The following is a 4513-nucleotide window of genomic DNA, read 5'->3' as shown; positions in this document are numbered from 1 at the left end:
CAACTTTCCATACACATAAACGTTGCCATTCATTGCGGAACGCACTCGTACTGGTAAAAAATCTAGCTTGATTTTCGAATTTTTTTTTGAATTTTAAGAAAGAAAAAACAGAAAAACCATATTCCGGAATTTCAAAAATTACGTTGGAGTCTCACTCAAATGTGGAATAAAAAACGCGTCGGACTTTTTAGCTTGTTTGCGGAATAAAAACCAAAAAAACCTCTGACTGACCAAAGCAGTGCGCAACTGTTGCGTCGGACTGATTAGCGAAACGCAAAAAAAATGACTGACCAAAAACTGTAAGAAAAAAAACAACGAAATGGCAACACCGTGTATAAAAAATTGCTAGTTTTATACTAAACCAATGTTAGTTGCTTTGCTTGCTTGCTTCTGATTTTCCTTCGGAAAATCCTCGCACACAAGCACGCAACTTTCCATACACATAAACGTTAGCGGCAATATGAAGAAACTAATCCCATTTATAATTTTAATATTAATTTTCGGATGCAAAAACAGTTCGGAAAATAAAACTGAGATTGTAAAAGAATTGGATTTCAACAAGCATTTGACTGACCAAATTAATTACCCTTTAAAAAAGCTAAACCTAAAACCAATAACAGAGTTAAAATCAAAAACTCTACGGATTTGGAAATTCCCTGGAGGTGGAGCAGCTTTTGAACAAATGATAGAGTTTAATAAGGCAAAATCGGAATTAATATTTCATTCTTATTTGCTTGAAGAGTATGAAAATTATGCGGAATTATCTAAACTGAATTTCTCTAAAATTGTCAACGATGCAAAATTAAAAAATGAGCTTAATTCAGTCATTTCAAATTCGGATTTTATAAACACAAAAAACAGCGATGAATATTGCAAACCCTTTATTGGTTGTGCCGACTTATTTCTAATTGAATTTACGGACGGAAAAATAATTACAAAATTTACAATTAGTCACGATATTGAAAAGTGTGTTAATCCAAAAGCGGAAAACGCAAAAAGGATTTTCAAAATAGTAAATCAAATTTTAAATAAATACAGCCGCTAACACCGTATATAAAAAATTGCTATTTTTAGCTTAACCAATGTGAGTTGCTTTGTTTGCCTGCATCCGATTTTCCTTCGGAAAATCGCCGCACTCAAACACGCAACTTTCCATATACATAAACGTTAGCTTGCATTAGCGAATGAATAGAAAACTAATTACATTATTTTTTGGGCTCATTACAATTGGAATTTCATGCATTTATGTGATTTCAGAAAAACCAATCCTTGGAAAATGGGTTATTGGCACTTCTCGTCTGATAGGTAAACCAATAAATTGTGAAATCAAAATAAACGGAGCAGAATTTAACAATGCAAAAATATTTCATCAAACAAGTGATTTTAATGACAAAGCAAAAAGAGATTATTTAATCCTAATAATACCAAATAAGAAAAAAACTGACAAGCATAATGTGCTAATTATAGACAAAGAAAATGACTTAATAAGAATACCAAATTCTAACAAAAAGGATTATGAAATTTTAGGCAATTATTTGTTTCAAAGTGAATCTGGCGCAAATTCTATGATTCCTATAAATGACCCTGACAAAGGAATTCTATTTAACCCAAAACTGAAAATCGACAATGAAACAATTGAATTTGAATTACCTGAATGGTCTGAATTCAAAGTAAATAAAGTTGAAATAAAACAAAACGCAAGCTAACACCGTGTAAAAAACATTGCTTATTTTAGGCTAAACCAAAGGTCGTTGCTGTTTTGTTACATCTGATTTTCCTTCGGAAAATCCTCGCACACAAAACCGCAACGTTCCTTACACAAACACGTTGCCCACAAGTTGAGAAAAACAGAAATGAACAGAATATTTTTAGGATTTATAGTAAGTGTAATTTGTTTCAATTTAAGTTTTGGACAAGAATTGCAAGACGGTCAAAAAAGATGGAGTTCGGACTCAAAATTGACAATTGACGATTTTAAAATCAAAATTAGTGACGAAAATAATGATGCTGTTTTCAGCCAATTTATGATTTCTCACTCGATTGGCGGATTTGACTTTATGAAACGGAATCTGAATCAAAAAATCGGAAACATATTTTTAGGAAACGCATCGTGGATAGACACAACAAAAATTGCGAGTATTGATAAACAGATTGACTTTCAACAAATGCAATTTGACCTTGCTGAAATTCAAGCTCGAAAATTCAGAAAACAAGTGTTAAAAGATAAAAGCAAAATTGCCAAAAGTTTTGATATTGTAAATCAAATCAACAATGAAATTATGTCGGAATTCTCAGAAATTCGACTTGAACTAATGAAAGAAACCGAAAATGGTCGAAATGAACAAAAAGTTACTGAATGGAAAGAGAAGATTGCAACCGAATTAAAGGAATTGGACGAATTTAGATTCGAGAATAAAAAGAAAATTAAATTAACCGAATAAAAAACCAGTGGGCAACACCGGCTATAGTTCATTGCTTCTGACTTTCCTCTCGGAAAGTCCTACGTATTTACTAACTTTGGTTTACGGCGGAAAGAATCCTGCGGATTTTTCCGCAACGAAACCATAGCCCAAACCGTTGCCATTAATTTGAAAATGAAAAACCTAATAATATTTTATCTTTTGATTTTAAGCTTTTCAGCTTGCAATTCTCAACAGAAAAATACCTCGGAAAAAGACCAAGAAATGTTCAACATATTTAAAAAGAAAAGTCAAAAGAAATCAGAAGTTCTCTCGCACGCAGATTACAACCAGATTTTTGACAATGACACAATCGAAGGAATGCCAATTTCAGTAATTGAGATTGGAAAACTAAAAGTCCCAACAGGAAAAATAGTAGTGTGCGACCCACTTGTTACACCTGATATGCAACCACTAACTCGAGAAGTTAAAACAGGAGAATTTCCTATCAAGATTTATGAAGTAAAAACAGAAAATTCTGGAGACAGATATGCTATTGCAAAATTGGAATTTAATCAACAAAGAGCAATAAAATGGGTTTTAGCTGTAAGAGACGGAGAAGACATTAACGAATTGACTGACGAAGGAGACTTTTTCGGATTTCCTGTTGATGCTGGATTGGGTGGTTTTTTTGACATTCAAGCTGGAGTTGAATATTTGAAATTTCAAGATGAATTTATGAAGTCCAACCCAAATGGGAATATTTATGACGACTTTTTTGCAATGGAATTTAAGAAAAGTGCAAAAGACCAAAATGACCCAAACGATTATGGTAATTGGGTAAACTTTAAACTTCCGAATTCTGACTTAAATATTACAATGTTCCAATCAGGTTACGGAGATGGAATGTATCCTGCATTTTGGGGAATTGATAAAAACGGAGAAATAACTTCATTGGTAATTGACTTTTTTGTTGTGCTTTTGCCAGAAGACGAGGAATAAAAAAACTAATGGCAACACCGTGTATAAAAAATTGCTAGTTTTATACTGAACCAATGTTAGTTGCTTTGCTTGCTGGCTTCTGATTTTCCTTCGGAAAATCCTCGCACACAAGCACGCAACTTTCCATACACATAAACGTTGGCACAAAGTTAAAACTGAATCGTCAAAAACAAATGATTAGGAATTTTATAAAGATATTTCTTGACAAAATGAAAGGAATTGAATATGGCCCAAAAATTAATAAGGAAATTACGTTGAATGAAAAAACAACTAAAGATGAAATTAAATCTTTGGTTTCGACAATGGGAAATAAAATTATTTTGAGTTTTTACGACGCATTTCACAATCTTCATCCAACTGAAAAACCTTGGGTTTTAGGAGATTCAGGAGCCTTCACTGATGTTCGAATTGATAATGAAAAAATAAAAGTAAAACGTGGGAATCATGGCTGGATGGATAAAGAATGGTCTGAAATCTCAAAAACGGAATTAATCGACATAATTTTTAAGAGCAGGAATTTTAACGGAGGAAAAATGAGAATTGAATCCAGAGTTGCCAGGAAAATTTGGAGAAAAGATGAAAACGGAAAATCATTAATTTATTTTTACCATAAAGTCCCTTAATAAAAAACCATGTGCCAACACCGTATATAAAAAATTGCTGTTTTGTGCTAAACCAAAGTAAGTTANGCTATCTGAATGGCAAAAATGGGAAATTGAAAACTCTGAATGTATTTTTATTGGAGAAGTAATAGACGTAAATAAAACCGATTTGACTTTTAAAATAAAAGTAACTGAATCATTAGATGGAGGAGATTCTGTTGGAAATATTTACATTGGAAAAAATTGGAAATATTGCCATCCTTATGTTGAGAAAATTGGAAAGTGGATTGTCTATGGAAATATGGAAAATGGATTTCTTCGATTAAATATGTGTGGAATAAGTAGAGGATTTGACGAGCCATCAACGTTAACTCCTGAACACACTCCTCCTCCACCGAAATCAACGAATGAACAAATTGATTTTAAGAAAATAAGAGAAGGGTATTTTGTTAAGTCTAAAAAAGATTTGGAATTGGAAATTATTGCTTTAAGAAAAAAAAGAGATGAAGA

At 32.4% G+C, this 4513-nt stretch carries 6 protein-coding genes; all 6 read left to right on the top strand.

Features of this window, described 5'->3' with window-relative positions; genetic code table 11:
* Positions 1–460 precede the first annotated feature (460 nt).
* On the top strand, positions 461–1045 hold the full coding sequence (locus ACFQ0I_RS05035; protein WP_144117755.1) for a hypothetical protein: 585 nt from the start codon (positions 461–463) through the stop codon (positions 1043–1045).
* 139 nt (positions 1046–1184) lie between these two features.
* A complete protein-coding gene (locus ACFQ0I_RS05030; protein WP_379939995.1) occupies positions 1185–1706 on the top strand; it encodes a hypothetical protein in 522 nt (173 codons plus the stop codon).
* 147 nt (positions 1707–1853) lie between these two features.
* Positions 1854–2441, top strand: a complete 588-nt coding sequence (locus tag ACFQ0I_RS05025) for a hypothetical protein (RefSeq protein ID WP_379939993.1) — start codon at positions 1854–1856, stop codon at positions 2439–2441.
* 243 nt (positions 2442–2684) lie between these two features.
* Complete coding sequence (locus tag ACFQ0I_RS05020; RefSeq protein ID WP_379939991.1) at positions 2685–3401, top strand: DUF4241 domain-containing protein; 717 nt, start codon at positions 2685–2687, stop codon at positions 3399–3401.
* A gap of 209 nt (positions 3402–3610) precedes the next feature.
* Positions 3611–4024 (top strand): hypothetical protein, encoded by a 414-nt coding sequence (locus ACFQ0I_RS05015; RefSeq protein ID WP_379939989.1) that lies wholly within the window; start codon positions 3611–3613, stop codon positions 4022–4024.
* 148 nt (positions 4025–4172) lie between these two features.
* Positions 4173–4513 (top strand): hypothetical protein (locus ACFQ0I_RS05010; RefSeq protein ID WP_379939987.1); only part of this gene is annotated, 341 nt, incomplete at its 3' end.

Origin of the sequence: Mariniflexile aquimaris (genome assembly GCF_042676825.1) — a bacterium.
Taxonomy (GTDB): Bacteria; Bacteroidota; Bacteroidia; order Flavobacteriales; family Flavobacteriaceae; genus Mariniflexile; species Mariniflexile aquimaris.
The sequence above is the reverse complement of the archived record's forward strand: the minus strand, read 5'-3'. Positions and strand labels throughout refer to the sequence as shown.

Excerpts from the sequence above, each read along its gene's own strand:
- ACFQ0I_RS05030 (WP_379939995.1), top strand. The coding sequence starts at position 1,185 with ATGAATAGAAAACTAATTACATTATTTTTTGGGCTCATTACAATTGGA.
- ACFQ0I_RS05015 (WP_379939989.1), top strand. The coding sequence starts at position 3,611 with ATGAAAGGAATTGAATATGGCCCAAAAATTAATAAGGAAATTACGTTG.
- ACFQ0I_RS05020 (WP_379939991.1), top strand. The coding sequence starts at position 2,685 with ATGTTCAACATATTTAAAAAGAAAAGTCAAAAGAAATCAGAAGTTCTC.
- ACFQ0I_RS05025 (WP_379939993.1), top strand. The coding sequence starts at position 1,854 with ATGAACAGAATATTTTTAGGATTTATAGTAAGTGTAATTTGTTTCAAT.
- ACFQ0I_RS05035 (WP_144117755.1), top strand. The coding sequence starts at position 461 with ATGAAGAAACTAATCCCATTTATAATTTTAATATTAATTTTCGGATGC.